Source organism: Rhizobium sp. H4, from assembly GCF_003013335.1.
Classification (GTDB): domain Bacteria; phylum Pseudomonadota; class Alphaproteobacteria; order Rhizobiales; family Rhizobiaceae; genus Rhizobium; species Rhizobium sophoriradicis.
Genome location: NZ_PSOW01000012.1, coordinates 45713 through 67871 on the forward strand (window position 1 = coordinate 45713; position 22159 = coordinate 67871).

Sequence of the window (22159 nt, forward strand, 5' to 3'; positions counted from 1 at the left end):
TCGCACGTGCGCTTCCCGATCTCACTGTGCGAACCTTTTAGAGGCTGGCGGCGTCGATCGAGGTCAATCCGTTTTAGCGTTCATGGTGGAACTCGTGCGACGGAAGCTCATTCTTGCAGCGACTTGCGGCTGGCCCAAATGGCACCGGCGAAGACGTGTTTCAGACAGATGCGTCAACGCCGCAGTTGCACCAACCTCCCTGCAGTGCCTGCCGTTGGCCGAAAGGGCACGCTGTTACGGGTTCAGCCTCCTTCTCGGCAAACATGTTGCCGCGAGATCCGAGCATCAAGCAAACAAGAAGTCCCACGACTGCAGGCTTGAAAGAGCAACATTCTTCAACGTTATGGAGTTGTCGGAATCGGCCGTGATAATTGTATCATTGCCGGACTGCTCGGATGCCGCAAAAAGTGATTCCCAGTCGGCGAAGATGCCGTGATCGATCGAGATCGTGTCATGTGCCGAGCCTGCTGCCAGGAAGTTTGTGATCGTGTCATGGCCCCAGTTCGCCAAATAAACAAAGACGTCGGCTGCCGCTCCACCAGTGAGGATATCGTTGCCGGCGCCGCCCGTCAGCGTATTGGAACCACTCCCGCCGACGATAACGTTGTTCAGCGCATTCCCTGTTCCGGCAAAGGGCCCCGTTCCAATAAAGGTGAGGTTTTCGACATTCGTCTCCACTGTGTAGGCGGCCAGTATCGTGCGAACCGTGTCGGTCCCCGCGTCGGCGGCTTCGGTGACGGTGTCGCCGGCATTGTCGACGATATAGGTGTCGTGGCCCGCACCGCCGATCAACGTATCCGCACCTGCCCCACCGTTCAGCATGTCGTTGCCGGCGCCGCCGGTGATCGTGTTGGCCAGCGCATTGCCGGCGCCGCTGAAGCTGGCGGACCCTGTATAGGTCAAGATCTCGACATTGTTGCCGAGCGTATAGCCTGCCAGTGTCGTGCGAACCGTGTCTGTCCCTGCATCGGCGGCTTCGGTGACGATGTCGCCGGCATTGTCGACGATATAGGTGTCGTCGCCCGTCCCGCCGATCAAACGATCGGCCCCGGCTCCGCCATTCAGCGTATCATTGCCGGCACCGCCGGAAAGTGTATCGCTGGCAGCGCCACCCGCGATCGTGTTGTCGAGGCTATTGCCTATCCCGACAAAGGCTGACGTGCCGATGTAGGTGAGATGTTCGACATCGCTGCCAAGCGTATAGCTTGCCAGTGTCGTGCGAACCGTGTCGGTCCCGGCGCTGGTGGCCTCGGTGACGATATCGCCGGCATGGTCGACGATATAGGTGTCGTTGCCGGTCCCGCCGATCAGCGTGTCGGCTCCGCCCCCACCATTCAGCGTGTCGTTGCCGACACCGCCGGAAAGCGTATCGCTGGCAGCGCCACCCGTGATCATGTTGTCGAGATCATTGCCTGTTCCGACAAAGGCTGCCTTACCGAAGTAGGTGAGGTTCTCGACATCGGTCCCCAGTGTGTAGGCGGCCAATGTCGTCCAAATCGTGTCGATCCCCGCATCGGCCGCTTCGCTGACAAGGTCGCCGGCGTTGTCGACGATATAGGCGTCGCCACCCGCCCCGCCGATCAAGCTGTCGGCGCCAATTCCACCATTCAGCGTATCGTTGCCGCCGCCGCCGGTGATCGTGTTGGCAAGCGCATTGCCCATGCCGGTGAAGCTGGCAGATCCCGTGTAGGTGAGGTTCTCGACATTGACCAAGGCGGCGATCGAGCCGGTCGCAAGCGAGGTGCGGATCTCGTCAGTACCGGCATTGGCCGCCTCGACGACGCCGTCGAAAACGTTGTCAACGATATAGATGTCGTTGCCGGCGCCGCCGATCAGCATGTCGTTGCCGGCGCCACCGTCCAGCGTGTCGTTGCCGGCACCGCCGGTGATGATGTTGGCGAGACCATTGCCAGTCCCGGCAAAGTCGCCGGTCCCGGCAAAGGTCAGGTTCTCGACGTTGGCAATGTTGGTCAGCGTATAGACAGAAAGCGCCGTCTTGATCAGATCGGTGCCTTGATTGATGGCCTCAGTGACGACGTCAGCCAGCTCATCGACGATGTAGGTGTCGTTACCCGCTCCGCCGATCAGTATGTCTGCGCCGGCCTTCCCGTCCAGAATGTCGGCACCTGCCGCGCCCCGGATCGTGTTGTCGAGATCATTGCCTGTGCCGGCAAAGGCTGTCGTACCGAAGTAGGTGAGATTCTCGACATCGCTGCCCAGCGTGTAGGCGGCCAATGTCGTCCAAACCGTGTCGGTCCCCGCATCGGCAGCTTCGGTGACAAGGTCGCCGGCATTGTCGACGATATAGGCGTCGTCGCCCACCCCGCCGATCAAGCTGTCGGCGCCAATTCCACCATTCAGTATATCGTTGCCGGCGTCGCCGGAAAGCGTATCGATGGCAGCGCCACCCGTGATCGTGTTGTCGAGATTGTTACCGGTACCAGCGAAAGCTCCTGTGCCGACAAAGCTCAGGTTCTCGACATTGCCGGTAAGCGTATAGCTCGCAAGGTTCGTTCGAACCGTGTCAGTTCCCTCATTGGCGGCTTCGGTGACCATGTCGCCGGCATTGTCGACGATATAGGTGTCGTGGCCAGCCCCCCCGATCAAGGTATCCGCACCGGCCCCACCGTTCAGCATATCGTTGCCGGCGCCGCCGGTGATCGTGTTGGCCAGCGCATTGCCGGCGCCGCTGAAGTTGGCGGATCCGGTGTAGGTCAGGTTCTCGACATTGTTGCCGAGCGTATAGCCTGCCAGTGTCGTGCGAACCGTGTCGGTCCCTGCGTCGGCGGCTTCGGTGACGAGGTCGCCGGCAATGTCGACGATATAGGTGTCGTCGCCCGTCCCGCCGATCAAACGATCGGCCCCGGCTCCACCAATCAGCGTATCATTGCCGTCACCGCCGGAAAGCGTATCGCTGGCAACGCCACCCGTGATCGTGTTGTCGAGGCTATTGCCTATCCCGACAAAGGCTGACGTGCCGATGTAGGTGAGATGTTCGACATCGCTGCCAAGCGTATAGCTTGCCAGTGTCGTGCGAACCGTGTCGGTCCCGGCGCTGGTGGCCTCGGTGACGATATCGCCGGCATGGTCGACGATATAGGTGTCGTTGCCGGTCCCGCCGATCAGCGTGTCGGCCCCAGCCCCGCCATTCAGCGTATCGTTGCCGACACCGCCGGAAAGCGTATCGGCGGCAGCGCCACCCGTGATCGTGTTGGCGAGATCATTGCCAGTCCCGACAAAGGCTGCCTTACCGAAGTAGGTGAGATTCTCGACATCGGTCCCCAGTGTGTAGGCGGCCAATGTCGTCCAAACCGTGTCGATCCCCGCATCGGCGGCTTCGCTGACAAGGTCGCCGGCATTGTCGACGATATAGGCGTCGCCACCCACCCCGCCGATCAAGCTGTCGGCGCCAATTCCACCATTCAGCGTATCGTTGCCGCCGCCGCCGGTGATCGTGTTGGCAAGCGCATTGCCGGTGCCGGTGAAGCTGGCGGACCCCGTGTAGGTCAGGTTCTCGACATTGACCAATGCGGCGATCGAGTAAGCTGCAAGCGCCGTGCGGATTTCATCCGTGCCGGCGCTGTCCTTGATCACGTCGCTCGCACTGTCGACCACATAGATGTCGTCGCCGGCGCCGCCGTCAAGCGTGTCGTTGCCGGCGCCGCCGTCCAGAAGATCGTTGCCGGCGCCGCCGGTGATCGTATTGACGAGCGCATTGCCGGTGCCGGTGAAGCTGGCGGATCCCGTATAGAGCAGATTCTCGACATTGTTGCCGAGCGTATAGCTTGAAAGCGCCGTCTTGATCAGATCGGTTCCTGCATTCAGCCCTTCGGTGACCGCGTCGGCACCGTCATCGACAATATAGATGTCGTTGCCAGCCCCCCCGATCAGTATGTCTGCGCCGGCATTGCCGTCCAGAGTGTCGGCACCTGCGCCACCCGTGATCGTGTTGTCGAGGCTATTGCCCGTCCCGGCAAAGGCTGCTTTTCCGATATAGGTGAGGTTCTCGACATCGCTGCCAAGCGTATAGTTTGCCAATGCCGTGCGAACCGTATCGGTTCCCTCATCGGCGGCTTCGCTGACGAGGTCGCCGGCATTGTCGACGATGTAGGTGTCGTCGCCCTCACCGCCGATCAAGCTGTCCGCACCGGCCCCGCCATCAAGCGTGTCATTGCCGGCACCGCCGGTGATCATGTTGGCAAGCGCATTGCCGGTGCCGGTGAAGCTGGCGGACCCCGTGTAGGTCAGGTTCTCGACATTGACCAATGCGGCGATCGAGTAAGCTGCAAGCGCCGTGCGGATTTCATCCGTGCCGGCGCTGTCCTTGATCACGTCGCTCGCACTGTCGACCACATAGATGTCGTCGCCGGCGCCGCCATCAAGCGTGTCGTTGCCGACGCCGCCGTCAAGCGTGTCGTTGCCAGCACCGCCGGTGATCGTGTTGGCAAGTCTGTTTCCGGTACCAGCAAAATCGCCGGTGCCGATGAAGGTCAGATTTTCAACATTATTGGTCAAAGCATAGGAAGAAAGCGTCGTCTTGGTCAGATCGGCTCCTTCATTCGGCCTTTCAGTCACCACGTCGGCAACGTCGTCGACAATATAGGTGTCGTCGCCCACACCGCCGATCAGTATGTCTGCGCCGGCCTTTCCGTCCAAGGTGTCCGCACCTGCTGCGCCCTTGATCGTGTTGGCGAGGTTATTGCCTGTCCCGGTAAAGGCTGCCGTGCGGGTATAGGTGAGGTTCTCGACATTGGCGGCAAGCGTATAGTTCGCCAATGCCGTGCGAACCGTGTCGATCCCCCCATTGGCCTCTTCGGTGACGAGGACGCCGGCATTGTTGATGATATAGGTGTCGTTGCCCACACCCCCGATCAAGGTATCCGCACCTGCCCAGCCGTCCAGCGTGTCATCGCCGGCGCCGCCGGAAAGCGTATCGGCGGAACCACTCCCGGTGATCACGTTATCGAGATTGTTGCCCGTGCCCACAAAACCAAACACCCAAGGTCCGCGATAGGTGAGGTTCTCGAGGTTGGCGCCCAGTGTGTAGCCCGTAAGATACGTCTGCACCGTATCGATGCCCTCGTCGGCGTTTTCAATGATAGTGTCGCCGGCATCGCGAACGACAAAAATATCGTTGCCGGTCCCGCCGGTAAGTGAGTCGGCTCCCTGGCCACCGTCCAGAGTGTCGTTGCCTGCCCCACCAGAGAGCGTGTCATTGCCCCACCCACTAGTGATCATATTGTCGAGGCTATTGCCGGTACCGGTAGAATTGCCATTACCGCGGAAGGATAGGTCCTCGACATTGGCGATGTCCGCCAGCGAATAAACGGCAAGATCGGTCAAGATCCTGTCAACTCCGCCGTCGGCCGCCTCGACCACGACGTCGCCGAGACTATCGACGGTATAGGTATCATCACCCGCACCACCGATCAGCGTGTCGGCGCCGGCCTTCCCATCCAGCCAATCAGACCTCGTCCCGCCGGTAATTACATTGTCCGCCGCGTTGCCATAACCGGCGAACCCATCGGTGCCGATGTAGGTCAGGTTTTCGACGTTAGCGCCGAGTGTAAAATCCCCAACCGTCGTCCGGACCGTGTCCGTCCCCTCATTGGCATTCTCGATCACGGTGTCGTTGGCATTGTCGACGATGTAGACGTCGTTGCCCACCCCGCCCGACATCTTGTCGATTCCGGTCCCGCCGTCGAGTGTGTCATTGCCGGAATCGCCGGTAAGGGAATCGTTTCCGGCGTTGCCCCAGAGCGTATTGTCCGCCTCGTTGCCGACAATAGTATCGCTGCCGGAGCCGGCCTTAACGTTCTCGATCAAGGACGCAGTATTGTCCTGATAAAGAAGCGCGTTGAAAATGTTGCCGCGGGCGTAGCCATTATTCGGACCTCCTCCCAGGTCGGCCAACTGGCTCTGGGAAAAGACCGAGTACCCCCCTGCATGCAAGTCGATCTTGAGGGCGGTGGTATAAGCGCTCAGATCATAGGTGTCGGTACCGCCCCCGTCCCAGATTGTTGCGAAGATCCTGTTGGCAGCGGGCGTGATGGCTGCCACCCCATTGACATAGGTAATGCCCTGGTTGGGATTCCACTTATAGACGGTATCGCCACTGTTCGTCGTATAGTCCGCACCATACATTTCCTGCAGGGCGGCGATGTCGAGCATCATGAAGGTTTGTGGCGCGCCATCATGCTCATACTCGAGCCCATTCGCATCGTCTCCGACATATGTGCGATAGGTCATGATCGTGTATTCGAGCGAGTCGTAGGCGCTCGGAACGACTATCCCATTGAAATCACCCGCTTCGTGAGCATGTTTCAGCCCGAGAGCATGACCCAACTCATGCGCCAAGGTATGGCCCGCATAGTTGCCGAACCTCGGGAAGCGAAGATCATCTTCGGTGCCAGCATATCCCGTCCCGAACCAGACATCGCCGCCGGCGGTGCCATTTGGCATATAGGCCCATGCCGTGTCAGGCAGAGACGATTGAGCGAACCGCACCGTTGCGGTACCCGCGTTCCCGGCCTCAAAGTTGGCGTTCGTGAACCCCTCTACGGAGAAGCCGTCATTTGCCGCACTCCCATAGGACTGCTCCATAAAGTACAAGGCGAGAGCTTGCTGCTGCGACGAAATTGAAGAGAAAGAATAGTATTTTTCCTCGCCATAGGCATAAAATGTCGAGGTCGAGGGAAACGAATAGGTTATCGTTCCGTCCCAGGCAAAGGCATCAAGAAGCCCGTCAACCTTGTTATCGCCAGTCACGTTAACGATCTTCGTCGGAGTAATAAGGTCCGTCATAAAATCCCCGTTTGCCTATTCCATTCGGCCGCGCCTAATGCCAGTTTCCCTCTGCTCCATAAAGAGAGAAACTTCAACTAAAAGCTTCATTTCTGTTCAGGAATGTTTTTGATCTTGGCAACTAGCGCTAATGAAACGCTTCCTCCGCAACCTCTTTCAAGGGCTACAAGACATATTCCAGGATTCTGCGCTCTGCCCGTCCGAACCTCGGCAATTGCTGGCATGACGGCACTTAAATTGACGTTACATTCGTGTGCTGAAATTTAGTAAGTCTCAGGCTCGGCGATATCGGCTCCGCACGTTTCGACGCTCCGAACGCTATCTCCGCCTCTCTTGCCGCGAGGTAGGCTTCGCTGTTCGCATCTTCCGCGACATGCTGGCGTGGGGGATTCTTCCGGATCGAGTGGCGGATCGTCGCAATTGCGGACCTTGGTGCTGCTGTGCTGCACATGTAGCTCAGATGGCACTATCGCACCATATGGGCGGTTGTGCCTTTCCAAATGTTCGATTTGATGTGGCAAATAAGCAGCAACTCGCGGTCGGAGCGTCGACTCTTGAGGGCGCCGCGCAATTAGCTTCCAAAAGCTTGCGATTTGCAGAATACCTCAGCATCTGCTGCGACAATTTCGTTCGAAATGACGTTCAAACGACTTGCTCGAAAGCGACTTGACGTGGGAGAGATGGTACGGTTGGGGGGTCTCGAACCTCCGACCTCAGGTGCCACAAACCTGCGCTCTAACCAACTGAGCTACAACCGCATAAACCGCGCCGGGCGCGATGGGGGTCACATACGAGGACTTGGCGATGAATTCAAGCCCCATTCCTCGTCAATATACAAAAAGGCTGGACGCGAGGTCCAGCCTTTTTGTTTGCAGTCGGCAAAGACCGATCAGGCAACCTTGAAGGAGGCCATGGCCTTTTCGGCGGCGTCCTTGGAAGGCTTTGCGAGCTTTTCGGCCACCTGCTTGGTGGTTTCCTGCATCGACTTCGCCTGTTCGACGGCGAGTTCGGCCTGTTTGCGCAAGAACGAGGTCTGCAGTTCGAAAAACTCGGCTGCGGACTTGACGCCGAGCAGTGCTTCCATGTGCGAGAGCGAGCTCTCGGCGTTGACGCGCAGAACGTCGATTGCCTTGAGGCCGATCTCGACGGTGCCGGCCTGGGCCGTCTGGACGGTGGCTTCGAGCGTCTTGCCGGCTTCTTCGCCGGCGGTCTTCAGCTTGGCGTAGGCGTCTTTCGACTGCTGTGCGCCCTTTTCAGCGAATTCGCGGAAGGATTCCGTGAGCTTGGACGGGTCGAAAGAAGCGATTGAAAAAACGTCATCGGTCTTTATGGTAGCCATGTCGCATTCCTTTTGGGTTGAGGCAGCCGCTGCCTGTGATCATCGAATGACGTCTATATAGGGCATTTCATTGTGCATTGCAACAATTATTGTGCAACGCACAAGACGTTAACCCTGTGGGCCGAAACTACCCCGCTGTTCTGGACCGGCGTGCGACCTGCAGTTATTAATAAGCCGTTAATTTAGAAGGCCTACAGCGACAAGGTTCGATCATGCCCGCAGTCCAATATCCGTTCATCGATATCGCCGTGCATGCGCGGGTGCGGGAACGCTTTTCACGCGGCGAGGCGATGGTGCTGTTTTCGGCCGATCTTGCCCGGCTGCTCTGGGCGAACGGTGCGGGTGCGGAGCTTTTTGGTCATTCGGCGGTCTATGATCTGCTCGATCAAGGTGTCGATCGCACCGATATCACGTTTCGCCAGCTGGAAACAGCGGCGCGCCAGCTCGCCGACGTCGGCGACAACAGAAGCCTGATGATCCGCGTCGCCAAAGGCTTCCAGCGTGCGCAGGTGCAGGCGGCGGCCGAACTAATCCGGCTTTCCCAGGGCGAGAAGGCCATCCTCTTTTCAGTGCCGGTTGCGGCAAGGCCGCTGACGGCAGGCGCTTCGGCGGCCCAGATGCTGCAGGGGCTCGACGACCCCGACACGCATATGGCTGTCATCGGCGCCTATGGCGAGGTCATCGCCGCCTCGCCGGGCTTTGCCTCGCTCGCCATATCGGGCGAGACCGCCAAGACGCTGATCAACCTTGCCGGTGCCCATCCAGACCGGCTGGTGAAACGCCCCGTCGCCACCGGCAAGGGTTATCTCCCTGCCGCAGTCGGCAAACTCAGCGACGATCCGGCGCTCAATCTGCTGTTTGCCGTGGAAACCGCGATCGGTCATCTCGACCCAGTCGATGCGCCCGTGCTCGATGCGGTTGATGCACCCGTGCTTGACGCCGTCGATGCACCGGCGGCTGACGCGCCGGTTGCGGAAGCAAGCGCGCCGCCGACCGAACCTGCCCCGGAAGAGCCGGTCGCAGCAACCGGCTTCACCGAGATCATCGACGCGGTGTCTGACATCGAAGAAGTCGAAGAGACCCTTGAGGAGATCGCCGGCGAAAGCGAACAGCCGGCAGAAGCGGCCGCCCCCGCCGAAATGAATGCAGGGATGCATCCGGCTGAAGACGCGGCGCCGGAAAACGATGACGGCGCGATTGACAGCAGTGCGGATGAGGCCGACGAGCCTGACCGCCTCGTCGACGGCGATACGGCCCAGTCCGCTGACGAGGCCGCGGAAACGAACGGGGCGGCGGAATCTGCCGAAGCCGGTCAGATGCCCGCCGAAGAGGCGCCGGCAACCATGCACCAAGAGCCGGTCATCGCAGCGCCGCTGGTTGCCGACGCGTCCCTTGCCCCGGCACCCGCACCGGAGCCTGGTTTCGTCTTCCGGCCGAACAGCCGCGCCACGCGCTTCGTCTGGAAGATCGATGCGGAAGGCCGCTTCAACGAGGTCAGCCATGAATTTGCCGAGGCCGTCGGTCCGCATGCATCCGCCATCATCGGCTCCGCCTTCAGCGATATCGCCGCTCTCTTCAACCTTGATACGGACGGTAAGCTGTCCGAGGCGCTCGCGCGCCGCGACACGTGGTCGGGCAAGACGATCCTCTGGCCGGTCGAAGGCACTAGCCTCGTCGTTCCGGTCGATCTCGCGGCACTGCCGACCTATACCCGCAACCGCGACTTCGATGGTTTTCGCGGCTTCGGCGTCGTCAGGCTCTCCGACGCCCAGGAGGATCCGCTGGCGCTTGGCCTGACGCTCGGCCCGGATGGCGTCGGCCATGATGCGGCAAGCCTCGGCCCGATCGCCGAGCCTGTCGCCGACCCGGCGCCTGACATGGAAGCCACATCCGGGGAGGCCGCAGCGGAACCGACTGCGGCGGACGAGAACAGGATTGAGACCAGGAATGAGACGCGGGCAGCAGCCGCGCCGCAGGCCGAAGAGACGGCCGCGGAAGCAGTGTCCGGCGAAGAGACGACCCTCGAGACATCAGCCCAGGAAAATGCCGCAGACGAACCGCCGGCGCTTCGCGTCGTCGAAACACCCAACCGCCGTTTCACCGACAAGGTCGTTCAGCTTCACAGTACGGGCGCCGCGTTGACGGCCGCCGAACAGGCGAATTTCCGCGAGATCGCCAAGCGCCTGGAAGCCTTCGGCGCCCGCAGCGAAGATCCTGCCGCTCCGGCGCCGAGCGACGCCGGCGCCACGGAAACGGCGGCTTACGAAGAAAGCTCGAACCCGGAAACCTTCACGGACGAAACGCCCGTCGGCGATGCGGCCGACATCGCTTCGGCCGAGGAAATGGCGCCGCAGGAAGCAATTTTCGAGAACGCGGCCGAAGTGCTGCGAGAAGAGGCTGAAGAGCCCGCCGCCATAGAAGAGGACCAGGTGACGGAAGGGCTCGAGGAGACAGTGAGCCAGATCGAGGTTCTCACGAGCTTTATTCCGCCGCGGGTCAAGATGACCGACGGGCTGTCGGCCGGAACGGTCGATCAGCTGCCCGTCGCGGTGCTCATCCATGTCGGCGATGCGCTGCTCCATGCCAACCCCGAATTCATGCGGCTGACGGGCTACGCGTCCCTCGATGCGCTGCGCGAGGTGGGCGGCATCGAGGCCCTGCTGCAGCGCCGCGATCTGGAGGAGAACGCGACCGGCTCCGGCACCATGATGCTGGTCAAGGCCGACGACACGCTGACGCCGGTGACCGCGCGGCTGCAATCGGTGCGATGGGAAGATGCCAACGCCCTGATGCTGGCGCTGATGCCGGTGGAACGCAAGGAAGACGCCCGCGCCGAAGCGGGCCGGTCGGAAGCGCGCCCGGAACGGATGGTCGAGAAGGTCGCCAAGCTCCAGGTCGAAGTGGAGGAATTGCGCTCGATCCTTGAAACGGCGACCGATGGCGTCGTCGTCATCGGCACCGAGGGCGACATCCGCTCGATGAACCGATCGGCGAGCGCGCTCTTCAATTACGACGAACAGGAGACGCGCGGCAAACCCTTTGTCATGCTGTTTGCCCATGAGAGCCAGAAAGCGGTTCTCGACTATCTGAACGGACTCTCCGGCCATGGCGTCGCCAGCGTCCTGAACGACGGGCGCGAAGTGATCGGCCGCGAGGCTGCCGGCGGCTTCGTGCCGCTGTTCATGACGATGGGCCGGCTTACCTCCTCGAACGGCTATTGCGCCGTCATCCGCGACATCACCCAGTGGAAGCGCACCGAGGAGGAGTTGCGCAATGCCAAGGGGGCGGCCGAAACCGCAAACGCCCACAAGACCGATTTCCTCGCCCGCGTCAGCCACGAAATCCGCACGCCGCTCAACGCCATTATCGGCTTTTCCGATATGATGGCCGGCGAGCGCTTCGGTCCGATCGGCCACCCCCGTTACATCGAATATGCCAACGACATCGGCCGCTCCGGCCGGCATGTCCTCGACATCGTCAACGACCTGCTCGACATTTCGAAGATCGAGGCGGGCGAGATGGATCTCGATTTTGCCGCCGTCGGCCTCAACGAAGCGGTCTCGGAGGCCGTGGCCCTGGTGCAGCCGCAGGCAAACGGCCAGCGCGTCATCATCCGCACTGCACTGTCGCATGCGGTGCCTGATGTCGTAGCCGATCTGCGCTCGATCAAGCAGATCGCGCTCAACATCCTGTCGAACGCCATCCGCTTCACCCCCTCGGGCGGGCAGATCGTCGTCTCCACCTCCTACGAGGCGAACGGCAGCGTCGTGTTGCGGGTCCGCGATACCGGCGTCGGCATGACGCGGGCCGAGCTCGACCAGGCGATGAAGCCGTTCCGGCAGGTCTCCTCGACTCAGGCGCGTCATCGCGGCGACGGCACCGGGCTCGGCCTGCCGCTGACCAAGGCGATGGTCGATGCCAACCGGGCGACATTCTCGATCAATTCGGCGCCGAACGAAGGCACGCTCGTCGAGATCACCTTCCCGTCGCAGCGCGTGCTGGCCGGCTGATCCTTAATCTCTGGTGCAGCGAAAAAAAAGGCAGCCAGAGGCTGCCTTGAATTTGGTGCTGTTCAACAAGAGCTCAGTCGATCAACGTCATGTTTCGTAAGCCCGCCTGCATGATTCTTAAATCGGAATCGATTTAGGAATCATGCAGCAACTTAAAGTGCTACAGCGTCCTTTGCGCGGCTGAACCCGCGCGGCGCTGTAGGGCTTCAGGCCGCCTCGTTCATGTACGGCCCCCAAGTTACTCAAACCTTTGCCTAACCTTTCTTAACGAAAGGTTTCCATGACAGGGGATTGCTGAATGGTGAAAGCTTGTGGTTTACGATTCCTTATCAATCCTTGAGTTCGCTCAAGCCCGCAAAGAGCCGCAGCGCCTCGGGATTGGCGAGCGCTTCCTGGTTCTTCACCGGCCGGCCATGCACGACCTCGCGCACGGCAAGCTCGACGATCTTGCCTGACTTGGTGCGGGGAATATCGGCAACCGCGATGACCTTGGCCGGCACATGGCGCGGCGAGGCGCCGGTGCGTATCCGTGTCTTGATCGCCTTGACCAGATCCTCGGTCAACGTCACGCCCGCTGCCAGGCGAACGAAAAGGATGACGCGCACGTCGTCCTCCCATTCCTGGCCGATGCAGAGCGCCTCGGCCACCTCTTCCATCTGCTCGACCTGATTATAGATCTCGGCCGTGCCGATGCGCACGCCGCCGGGATTGAGCGTCGCATCCGAGCGTCCGTGGATGATCAGCCCGCCATGCTCCGTCCATTCGGCGAAATCGCCGTGGCACCAGACATTGTCGAACCGGTCGAAATAGGCGGCGCGATATTTGGCGCCGTCGGGATCGTTCCAGAACATGATAGGCATCGAGGGGAAGGCCTTGGTGCAGACGAGTTCGCCCTTCTCGCCGCGCACCGGCTTGCCGTCATCATTCCAGACGTCGACGGCAAGGCCGAGGCCCGGCCCCTGGATCTCGCCGCGCCAGACCGGTTGCAGCGGATTGCCGAGCACGAAACAGGAGACGATATCGGTGCCGCCGGAGATCGAGGCGAGCTGCACATCTGCCTTGATGCCCTCATAGACGAAGGTGAATCCTTCGGGCGACAACGGCGAGCCGGTCGAGGTCATCAGCCGCAGGCTGGAGAGATCGTGGCTTTGGCGCGGCGTCAGGCCGCTTTTGCGCACCGCATCGATATATTTCGCCGACGTGCCGAAGATTGCGAATTTCTCGGCCTCGGCATAGTCGAACAGCACATTGCCGTCGGGCGCAAATGGCGATCCGTCGAACAGGCACAGCGTGGCGCCGCTGGCAAGACCGCTGACCAGCCAGTTCCACATCATCCAGCCGCAGGTGGTGAAATAGAAGAGCTTCTCGCCGGCCTCGAGGCCGCAATGCAGCCGCTGCTCCTTCAGGTGTTGCAACAGCGTGCCGCCGGCCGAATGGACGATGCATTTCGGCACGCCCGTCGTGCCGGAGGAAAAGAGGATGTAGAGCGGATGGGCGAAGGCGAGTTGGGTGAATTCGATTTCGCTCGCCTCATAGGGCGCAATGAAGGTCTCCAGCGTCGAAGCGCCAGGCGTTGCGCGCGCCACCGCCTCGGCATCGCCGGCATAGTGGACGACGATCGTCGGCACGCCCAAGCTTTTCGCCACCGCGGCGACCTTGGCGCCGACATCCTGCAGCTTACCCGAATACCAATAGGCATCGCAGGCGATAAAGAGCTTCGGGCCGATCTGGCCGAAACGGTCGAGCACGCCCTGTTCGCCGAAATCGGGGGAGCAGGACGACCAGATGGCGCCGATCGAGGCGGCCGCCAGCATGGCGGCGACGGTCTCCGGCATGTTCGGCATCATGGCCGCGATACGGTCGCCCTCGCCGATACCCTGCGCCTTGAAGGCCTGCTGCAGCCTCGAGACCAGCGCACGCAGCCGATCCCACGACCAGCGATCGCTGGCCTTATCCTCGCCGCGAAAGAGGATGGCGTCGCCCTCGCCGCGGCCGGGCAGCAGGTTTTCGGCGAAGTTCAGCGTCGCCTCGGGAAAGAACCGGGCGCCGAGCATGCTGTCGCCGTCGATCAGCACTTCCGCGCCGCGTTTTCCCTTCACGCCGCAGAAATCCCAGACGGTCGACCAGAATTTCTCCCGCTCGGCGACAGACCATGCATGCAGGTCCTCAAAGCCTGAAAGCGATAGCCCGAAGTCTCTATTGCAGCGCTCCATGAAGGCATGGATCGGGCTTTTTGCGACGGCTTCGTCCGATGGCACCCAAAGTGGTCTGTTGTCCTGCATTCAATCCTCCTCCCCAATCTCGCCTTTATATCATGCTGCATTGCATTATAAAGGGCGGAACCCGAGCGCATCCGACGTCCGGCGAACAGGGCGGAAAGCGCAACCGATCTCAGCGTCGAACCAAAATACCCGCGCACACGCGGCGCTGGAGGGATTTGCATCTGCCCGATATTTCCTATATCCGGCGAAATCAGCGCTTAACGGCTTAACCGGCTGAATGACCGGCGGAGATCATGGGTACGTCAAGACATCGCAGGTGGCGCAGGAAGATCGGACCCGTTTCGCGCTGGCTGCCGACTTTTGCGCGTGTTTCGACCGTGCTGCTGCTGATTGTGCTTGGGCTTTTCGTGGCGCTGAGGGTGGCCGCGCCCTATCTCATCACGACCGGTTTCGTGCGCTCCGGCATCGAGGACGCGCTGTCGAAATGGACGGGCTATCAGGCCGAGATCAAAGGTGATCCAGTTCTCGAATTCTGGCCGACTCCACGCATCATACTGAACGAGGTCACGATCCGCCAGCCGCGCGAAAGCGGCGACAAGCTGCTCGGCAGCATTGAAAGCCTCTCGGCCGATTTCAGCCTCATCGATGCGCTGAGAGGCCGAACCAGTTTCCACGAATTCCATCTGGTGCGGCCGAACCTGGCTTTGACGCGTGACGAAAAGGGGCTGATCGACTGGAGTTATGCCGGCCTGCTTGCCCGTGCGATCAACGGCGTGCGTTACGAAAACGGAGCGGAGGTGCTCGATCCCGCTCTCGACGCCGAGATCGGCGCGGTGACCGTCGAAGACGGCACGCTTGCAGTCACCGACATCATGAGCGCCAAGACCTACCGTTTCGACAGCATCACGGCCGATATTGCCTGGCCGCGGCTCTCGGGCGCGATCTCGGCTGTCGTCATCGCCCGCATTGACGGCGAGGACCTGAAGGTCGATTTCGCCTCGCGCCAGCCGCTGCTCGCCTTTGCCGGCAAGAGCGCCGAGACGCGGACATCGCTGACGTCAAACCTGCTGACCGCGCGTTTCCAGGGGATTGCCAGCATCGCCAGCCTTTCAGCCCTTTCCGGCAATATCGCCGCCAGCATTCCCGATGTGCCGGCGCTTCTCACATGGTCGGGCAGATCGATCCCCGGCATCGGGACACTGAAGAGCGCGTCGCTGGAATCCGACATTGTGTCGTCGGGCAGCGGCCTGCGTTTCAACGACCTCAGCCTGTCGCTGAACGAGGCAAGCGCCACCGGCGTCATGGATTTTTTGACCCAACCCGGCAAACGTCCGAAGATCGGCGGCACGCTTGCCTTCGACCAGATGAACCTCAAGCCATTCCTCGACGCCTTTGCGCTGAGACTTGCCGCCGGCGAGGCGGAGGAAATCTCGGGCATGCGCGAACCGCTGCAACTGCTCGACATCGACGTCAGGCTTTCGGCGTTACGCGCGCAGATGGGCCTCTTCGAGCTTTCCGACGTCGGCGCCAGCATGATCGTGACCGGTGGCGAGGCGAAATTCGATATCGGCGACAGCGCCTTCGAAGGCGGTGAGATGACCGCCCATCTGGAAGCGACGCGCCGCGATTTCGACGGCGGCGGCAAATTGCAGCTGTCGATCCGCGACGCCGACTTCGCAGCCCTTGCCGAGCGCCTGCAGCTCAAAGGGCCGCTGCCGCTTGCGACCGGGTCGCTCGATCTCGACCTGCAGTCGCCGAAGGCGATCTGGACGACCGGCCTTGCCGACGTTACCGGCAGGCTGCACTTCTGGACGAAAGAGGGCACGCTCCCCGGCATCGACGCCGCAGCACTGCGGAGCCAGGCGGCCGAAAAGCAGTTCTTCCCGCTAAGTGCGGCGGCAGGCGGCGCGTTTGCCTTCGGCCGGTTGGATCTTCAGGCCGATTTCGCCAATGGTTCGGCCGAGATCCACGACGCTCATATCACCGGGCCAGCACAGACGCTGACGCTCTCCGGTGTCATCACCTATCAGTCCAACGGGCTGGCGCTTTCCGGATCGCTGGAGGCAACCGATCCGGCCAAGGCGGCCGAGCTGCCGCTTCTGCCGTTCTTCATCGGTGGCTCCTGGCCAAACCCGGTCATTTCGCCGGTCCCGCTGTTCGGCAACAGCCCTCACGCGCAGTAAATCAGGCCGCGGCGGCAGCCGCCCGCTCGTCCCGGTCCCGCTGGATTTCGCGGCGCTTGGTAATGATCGAGGCGCAGATGACGCCGACCGCGACGATGCCGATCAGGATGGTGCAGATCGCATTGATCTCCGGCGTCACCCCCAGGCGCACCTGACTGTAGATCTTCATCGGCAGCGTGGTTGCGCCCGGGCCTGAGGTGAAGCTTGCGATCACGAGATCATCCAGCGACAGCGTGAACGCCAGGATCCACCCGGAAAACACTGCCGGCGAGATGATCGGCAGGGTAATTTCGAAGAAGGTGCGCACCGGCGGCGCCCCCAGATCCTGCGCCGCTTCCTCGATCGACTGATCGAAGCTTAAAAGCCGTGACTGCACGACGACGGCGACGAAGCACATGGTCAGCGTCGTATGCGCCAGTGTGATCGTCCAGAAGCCGCGGTCGAAGCCGATCGCCACGAAAAGCAGCAGCAGCGACAGGCCGGTGATGACCTCGGGCATGACGAGCGGCGCATAGACCATGCCGGAGAACAGCATGCGGCCGCGAAAGCGGGTGTAACGCACCAGCGTCAGCGCCGCCATGGTGCCGAGGATGGTGGCGAAGGTGGCCGACAGCAGACCGACGCGGATCGTCACCCAGGCGGCATCGAGCAAAGCCTGGTTCGACAGCAGCGAGACGTACCATTTGGTGGAGAAGCCGCCCCAGACGGTAACGAGCTTCGACTCGTTGAAGGAAAAGATTACCAGCAGCACGATCGGCAGATAGAGGAAGGCAAAGCCGAGCACGACGGAGATGATGTTGAAACGGGTCCATCGCAGCATGGTCTATCTCCCCCGCTCTTCGGCCTTGGCCTGTGCATTCTGGAAGAAGACGATCGGGATCACCAGGATCATCAGCAGGATGGTTGCAACCGCCGAGGAAACCGGCCAGTCACGATTGGCATTGAACTCGTTCCAGAGCGTCTTGCCGATCATCAGCGTCTGCGAACCGCCGAGAAGATCGGGGATGACGAATTCGCCGACGGCTGGGATGAAGACCAGCATGCAGCCTGCCACCACGCCTGGGATCGACAGCGGGAACGTGACGCGCCAGAAGGCCCGGATCGGCGTGCAGCCGAGATCCTGGGCCGCTTCGATCAGCGTGCCGTCCATCTTTTCGAGCGCCGAATAGAGCGGCAGCACCATGAAGGGCAGGTAGGAATAGACGATGCCGATATAGACGGCCGTCGGGGTGTTGAGAATGATCAGCGGGGTGTCGATGACATGCAGCGACAGGAGAAGCTGGTTCAGCAGGCCTTCGGGCTTCAGAATGGCAATCCAGGCATAGACGCGGATCAGGAAGCTCGTCCAGAACGGCAGGATGACGAGCATCAGCAGCGTCGGGCGGATGGTGCGCGGCGCCTGCGCCATGCCATAGGCGATCGGATAAGCGATCAACAACATCAGCAAGGTCGAGATACCAGCGATGATGACGCTCGACAGATAGGCGTTGAAGTAGAGCGGATCGTCGGTGAGATAACCGTAATTGTCGAAGGAGAAGGTCGCGACCTTGCTCCAGAAGCCGGCCCAGCCATCGGCAAGGGAGAAGACCGGCTCATAGGGCGGTATGGCAATCGCCGTCGTCGACAGTGAGATGCGGAAGACGATGAAGAACGGCGCCAGAAAGAAGAGCAGCAGCCAGGCGTAGGGAATGACGATGACGAGGCGGTTATAGAAGCGTGAGGCCAGCGTGCCCATGATCTCAATCCTTCAGCAGCACGCCGGCATCTTCATCGAAGGAGACCCAGACGTCCTGATCATAGGTGAAGGGGTCTTCGACGGAACGCTGTGCATTGAGCAAAGAGGCTCTGACGAACTGGCCGCTCGCCAGCTTGATATGGAAGACGGTCATGTCGCCGAGATAGCCGATATCCCAGATCTCGCCCTTGGCCGCGTTGACCGCGGCGTTCGCCGGCGCCGCGCGGCTGACGCGGATCTTCTCGGGGCGGATGGCAAACCCGGCCGTGCTGCCGATCGCCGGAGCGTCGGGCGCGGTGATGCGGATGGTGAATCCGCTGTCGACTGATATCTCGGTTGCGCCGTTCCCCGATGTCGTCACCTTGCCGTCGAAGATGTTCACGTCCCCGATGAAATCGGCGACGAAGCGGGAATTCGGCGCCTCGTAGATTTCGGCCGGTGTAGCCACCTGCACGACCTTGCCGTGGCTCATGACGGCGATGCGGTCGGCCATGGTCATCGCCTCTTCCTGGTCGTGGGTGACGACGACGAAGGTGAGGCCGAGGCTCTGCTGCAGGTCCATCAGCTCGAACTGGGTTTCCTCGCGCAGCTTCTTGTCGAGCGCGCCGAGCGGTTCGTCGAGCAGCAGCACTTTCGGGCGCTTGGCGAGCGAACGGGCGAGCGCCACGCGCTGACGCTGGCCGCCGGAGAGCTGGTTCGGCTTGCGCGACGCAAACTGCTCGAGCTTGACGAGCTTCAGCATCTGCGCGACGCGCTCGGCCATTTCGTCCTTCGGCATGCCGTCCTGCTTCAAGCCGAAGGCGATGTTCTTCTCGACGGTCATATGCGGGAAAAGCGCGTAGGATTGAAACATCATATTGACCGGCCGCTTGTAGGGCGGCGTGCCGGCGAGGTCGGTGCAATCGAGAACGATTTCGCCCGATGTCGGCTGTTCGAAGCCGGCGAGCATGCGCAGAAGCGTCGACTTGCCGCAGCCGGACGCGCCGAGCAGCGCGAAGAACTCGCGGTGATAGATATCAAGCGACAGATCATTGACGGCGGTGAAATCGCCGAAGCGCTTGGTGACATTCTTGAAGGCAATGAAAGGTTTTGCGGACGGATCGGTCCAAGGCGCGAAAGCGCGGCGGATATTGCCTAAGGATTTCATATTATTCCCCGAAAAATATGCGTATTCGGCCGCCAATTGAAAGGCCCGGACGTTGCCGTCCGGGCCTGGCATTGACTTACTGGCCGGTGACGACCTTCGTCCAGATCCGCGTCGCCGTGCGCTGGGTCTTCGGGTCCCACGGCTTGACGGTGAACAGGTTCTTCATCACCTCTTCGGTCGGATAGACAGCCGGATCCTCCAGCACTTCCTTGCTGATGAACTGCTGCGAAGCCTTGTTGCCGTTCGCATAGAAAGTGTGGTCGCTCGCCTTGGCGATCACCTCGGGCCTCATCATGTAGTTCAGGAACTCATGCGCTTCGGCCACATGCTTGGCATCGGCGGGGATCGCCATCATATCGAACCACATCTGGGCGCCCTGTGCGGGGATCGAATAGTTGACCTCGACGCCATTCTTGGCTTCGGCGGCGCGGTCGCGGGCCTGCAGCATGTCGCCGGAATAGCCGAAGGCGATGCAGATATCGCCGTTGGCAAGGGCATTGATATATTCGGACGAATGGAACTTGCGGATATACGGGCGGACCGCCGTCAGCAGTTCCTCGACCTTCTTGAAATCTTCGGCCTTGGTGGAGTTCGGATCGAGGCCGAGATAGCGCAGCGCCGTGGTCATGACGTCCTTCGGCGTGTCGAGCACGTAGATGCCGCAGTCCTTGAACTTTTCGGCGACCTTCGGATCGAAGATCACTTCGAGGCCGGGTTTAACGTCGGGCCCGAGGATTTCCGCGACCTTCTTGACGTTGTAGCCGATACCGTCGGTCCCCCACATGTAATCGACCGCATATTCGTTGCCCGGATCGTAGGCAGCGGTGCGCTGCAGGATCACGTCCCACATGTTGGACAGGTTCGGCAGCTTCGACTTGTCGAGCTTCTGGAAGACGCCGGCCTGGATCTGGCGCTGCAGGAAGTCGGCGGTGGGAACGACGACGTCATAACCGGTGCCGCCGGCAAGCAGCTTGGTTTCGACGGTCTCGTTCGAATCGAAGGTGTCGTAGACGACTTTGATGCCGGTTTCCTTGGTGAAGTCGGTCAGGATGCTGTCGTCGATATAATCCGACCAGTTGTAGACATTGACCACGCGCTCCTGGGCGAAGGCCGGAGCGGCGGCAAAGAGCGCGGCAATGGCGGCGGCCGTCACATTTGCGATGGTTGACCTCATGACTTCTCCTGTTTGTTCAAAGCGTCCGCATTCCCGGACGTCTTTTCCCTCTGGTTTGCCCGCAGACTAAGAAGGAATTTCTAAGCCCACAAGCGCAAAAACTGCGCTCTCAACGATTTCACAATCACTGGAAGTCGAAGGCGCTGAGCCCCGCCACCATCTCGTCGAGCCCGAGCGGTCTCGTCACCGGCGGCTCGGCGCGGGAAAGGCAGCCGCGCCGCTCGCAGAGGCGACAGGCCGGGCCGATCGCGACCGGATCGACCGCCGTCATCTGCCCGTAGGCCAGGCCGTCTGCAAGGGCGGCGTCACAGCCGATCAGCATCGCCGTGCGCCTGACCCTTTCGCCGAATTCGACGCTCGGCCCCTCGAGCGTGCGGGCGACCGTCAGGAAGGATGCTCCATCCGGCATGACCACCGTCTCGGCAAGAATCTGGCCCGGCTGCAGGAAGGCGGCGTGAATATTGAGCTTCGGACAGCCGCCGCCGAAACGGGCCTGCGGAAAACCCTGGGCGCCGCCTCGCCGCAGCCGGTGGCCGGCGGCATCGATCTCCATCAGGAAGAAGGGGATGGCCGCCGCCCCAGGACGCTGCAGCATGGTCAGACGCGTGGCGGCATGGCCGAAGGACACGCCGAAGCGGGCACGAAGAATATCGATGTCATAGCGCGTCGCCTTGGCCGCCGACAGAAAGGCCTCATAGGGCATGGCGAGCGCCAGGGCCGCGATGCGGGCCAGCTCGAAACGGCCAATGCGGCGCGCCTCGGCAGAGGAGAGCGAGAGATCGTCGAGCTCGGCATCGATGGCCGGCAGCAAAGCCAGGTTGGCCGCCTCGATTGCGATCTCATGCGCGCGGTCGGCCGGCGACAGCCGCTCGGAAATGAACAGCCGCATCGAATGACGATCGAAACGGCGGCGCAGATCCGGCATGACGTGCACCGGCAGGACGCGCACCGCAATGCCGCGCTCGGCGCGCAGCCAGTCCTTCAGCCCGGCGGCAAGATCAGCGCCACCGGGAAGCGTCGCGGCAAAGGCTTCCGCCGCCGTCTCGATCCGGCCGAAATAGGCCGATCTGCGCTCCAGCGCCTCGCGCAGCTCGTCGAGCGGCAACCGGCCGGCGGCAACGGGTGCATGTCCCTCAGCGGCCATCAGCGCCGTCAGATCGGACAGCCGGGCGGCCTGTTCGCGATAGGCGCGATAGAGCTTGATCATGCCGCTTGCGGCATTGGGTGCGGCCTCGGCCACTTCCACCAGCTCCTGGTCGCCGGGCAATTCGCCTGCAAGCAGCGGATCGGCAAAGACCTCCTTGAGCTGGCCGAGGCTGCCGCCGGTCTGGCCGCGCAACTCCTCCAGATCGACCCTGTAGACGGCCGCGAGCTTCAAGAGCAGTTGCACCGTCAACGGCCTTTGGTTGCGCTCGATCAGGTTCAGATAAGAGGGCGATATTTCGAGCGCCTCGGCCATGGCGGTCTGCGTCAGCGCCAGCGCATTGCGGATGCGCCGCAATTTCGGGCCTGCGAATATCTTCCGTTCCGCCATTGTCACACCCT

10 protein-coding genes and 1 tRNA gene are annotated in these 22159 nt (G+C 61.5%); 2 read left to right on the forward strand and 9 right to left on the reverse strand.

Features of this window, described 5'->3' with window-relative positions; all coding sequences use genetic code 11:
* Nucleotides 1–285 precede the first annotated feature (285 nt).
* The 3 genes from C4N04_RS19260 to C4N04_RS19270 all read right to left on the reverse strand — a co-directional run bounded on the left by C4N04_RS19260 (nt 286) and on the right by C4N04_RS19270 (nt 8143).
* Entirely contained in the window at nt 286–6804 is a 6519-nt protein-coding gene (locus C4N04_RS19260; RefSeq protein ID WP_106796783.1) for a M10 family metallopeptidase C-terminal domain-containing protein, read from the reverse strand.
* Nucleotides 6805–7485: 681 nt separating this feature from the next.
* A tRNA-His gene (locus C4N04_RS19265) sits at nt 7486–7562 on the reverse strand.
* Nucleotides 7563–7693: 131 nt separating this feature from the next.
* Nucleotides 7694–8143 carry a phasin gene (locus tag C4N04_RS19270; RefSeq protein ID WP_039617976.1) on the reverse strand — a complete coding sequence of 150 codons (450 nt, stop codon included), beginning with the start codon at nt 8141–8143 and terminating at the stop codon, nt 7694–7696.
* A 212-nt stretch (nt 8144–8355) separates the two neighbouring features.
* Here C4N04_RS19270 and C4N04_RS19275 point away from each other — a divergent pair, with 212 nt between their 5' ends.
* The gene (locus tag C4N04_RS19275; RefSeq protein ID WP_106796784.1) at nt 8356–12153 is read left to right on the forward strand and encodes an ATP-binding protein; all 3798 of its coding nucleotides are present in this window, start codon (nt 8356–8358) and stop codon (nt 12151–12153) included.
* Between the two features lie 329 nt (nt 12154–12482).
* Here C4N04_RS19275 and C4N04_RS19280 read toward each other — a convergent pair whose 3' ends face one another.
* Nucleotides 12483–14435 (reverse strand): acetoacetate--CoA ligase, encoded by a 1953-nt coding sequence (locus tag C4N04_RS19280; protein WP_106796785.1) that lies wholly within the window; start codon nt 14433–14435, stop codon nt 12483–12485.
* Between the two features lie 233 nt (nt 14436–14668).
* Between C4N04_RS19280 and C4N04_RS19285 the strand changes: the two genes are divergently transcribed.
* Nucleotides 14669–16558: an AsmA-like C-terminal region-containing protein gene (locus C4N04_RS19285; protein WP_106796786.1), complete on the forward strand. Its 1890-nt coding sequence runs from the start codon at nt 14669–14671 to the stop codon at nt 16556–16558.
* 1 nt (nt 16559) lies between these two features.
* On the opposite strand, the gene C4N04_RS19290 is transcribed toward C4N04_RS19285, so the two are convergent.
* The 5 genes from C4N04_RS19290 to C4N04_RS19310 all read right to left on the reverse strand — a co-directional run bounded on the left by C4N04_RS19290 (nt 16560) and on the right by C4N04_RS19310 (nt 22148).
* Nucleotides 16560–17378 carry an ABC transporter permease gene (locus C4N04_RS19290; RefSeq protein ID WP_106796787.1) on the reverse strand — a complete coding sequence of 273 codons (819 nt, stop codon included), beginning with the start codon at nt 17376–17378 and terminating at the stop codon, nt 16560–16562.
* A 3-nt stretch (nt 17379–17381) separates the two neighbouring features.
* Entirely contained in the window at nt 17382–18293 is a 912-nt protein-coding gene (locus C4N04_RS19295; protein WP_038686974.1) for an ABC transporter permease subunit, read from the reverse strand.
* 4 nt (nt 18294–18297) lie between these two features.
* A complete protein-coding gene (locus tag C4N04_RS19300) occupies nt 18298–19440 on the reverse strand; it encodes an ABC transporter ATP-binding protein (RefSeq protein WP_106796847.1) in 1143 nt (380 codons plus the stop codon).
* A gap of 76 nt (nt 19441–19516) precedes the next feature.
* The gene (locus tag C4N04_RS19305) at nt 19517–20614 is read right to left on the reverse strand and encodes a polyamine ABC transporter substrate-binding protein (RefSeq protein WP_038686972.1); all 1098 of its coding nucleotides are present in this window, start codon (nt 20612–20614) and stop codon (nt 19517–19519) included.
* A gap of 124 nt (nt 20615–20738) precedes the next feature.
* Nucleotides 20739–22148 carry an XRE family transcriptional regulator gene (locus C4N04_RS19310; RefSeq protein ID WP_038686971.1) on the reverse strand — a complete coding sequence of 470 codons (1410 nt, stop codon included), beginning with the start codon at nt 22146–22148 and terminating at the stop codon, nt 20739–20741.
* Nucleotides 22149–22159 lie beyond the last annotated feature (11 nt).

Coding starts and splice junctions, on each gene's coding strand:
- C4N04_RS19280 (WP_106796785.1), bottom strand. CDS start 14,435: ATGCAGGACAACAGACCACTTTGGGTGCCATCGGACGAAGCCGTCGCA.
- C4N04_RS19260 (WP_106796783.1), bottom strand. CDS start 6,804: ATGACGGACCTTATTACTCCGACGAAGATCGTTAACGTGACTGGCGAT.
- C4N04_RS19310 (WP_038686971.1), bottom strand. CDS start 22,148: ATGGCGGAACGGAAGATATTCGCAGGCCCGAAATTGCGGCGCATCCGC.
- C4N04_RS19300 (WP_106796847.1), bottom strand. CDS start 19,440: ATGAAATCCTTAGGCAATATCCGCCGCGCTTTCGCGCCTTGGACCGAT.
- C4N04_RS19305 (WP_038686972.1), bottom strand. CDS start 20,614: ATGAGGTCAACCATCGCAAATGTGACGGCCGCCGCCATTGCCGCGCTC.
- C4N04_RS19290 (WP_106796787.1), bottom strand. CDS start 17,378: ATGCTGCGATGGACCCGTTTCAACATCATCTCCGTCGTGCTCGGCTTT.
- C4N04_RS19295 (WP_038686974.1), bottom strand. CDS start 18,293: ATGGGCACGCTGGCCTCACGCTTCTATAACCGCCTCGTCATCGTCATT.
- C4N04_RS19285 (WP_106796786.1), top strand. CDS start 14,669: ATGGGTACGTCAAGACATCGCAGGTGGCGCAGGAAGATCGGACCCGTT.
- C4N04_RS19275 (WP_106796784.1), top strand. CDS start 8,356: ATGCCCGCAGTCCAATATCCGTTCATCGATATCGCCGTGCATGCGCGG.
- C4N04_RS19270 (WP_039617976.1), bottom strand. CDS start 8,143: ATGGCTACCATAAAGACCGATGACGTTTTTTCAATCGCTTCTTTCGAC.